At 58.2% G+C, this 273-nt stretch carries 1 protein-coding gene; it reads right to left on the bottom strand.

Going from position 1 to position 273, the window contains the following annotated elements; translation table 11 throughout:
* Positions 1-29 precede the first annotated feature (29 nt).
* Positions 30-273 (bottom strand): major capsid protein (locus tag SB765_RS29650; protein ID WP_410932494.1); only part of this gene is annotated, 244 nt, incomplete at its 5' end.

The following is a 273-nucleotide window of genomic DNA, read 5'->3' as shown; positions in this document are numbered from 1 at the left end:
AGAGAAACAATGGCCCCGAAGGGCCATGATTACGCCAGTTGTACGGACACGAACTCATCAGGGTCAGCCAGCAGCATCAGCGGTGCTGACTGAATCATGGTGAACTCACGCGCCGGATCGCCGGTGGTCACCCAGTTTTTCGGGTAACGGGCAGAGGCGTTAATGCCTTCGCGCTGTGCGTCCGCATCCTGAATGCAGCCATAGGTGCGCAGACCGCGTGCCTGAGTGTTCCCCAGCACCATCGTGTTGTCCGGCACGAAGTTCTTTTTGACG

Origin of the sequence: Pseudomonas sp. SIMBA_067, from assembly GCF_046534675.1 — a bacterium.
Classification (GTDB): domain Bacteria; phylum Pseudomonadota; class Gammaproteobacteria; order Pseudomonadales; family Pseudomonadaceae; genus Aquipseudomonas; species Aquipseudomonas putida.
Note: the sequence above shows the minus strand (reverse complement) of the source record. Positions and strands in the feature narration are given on the sequence as shown.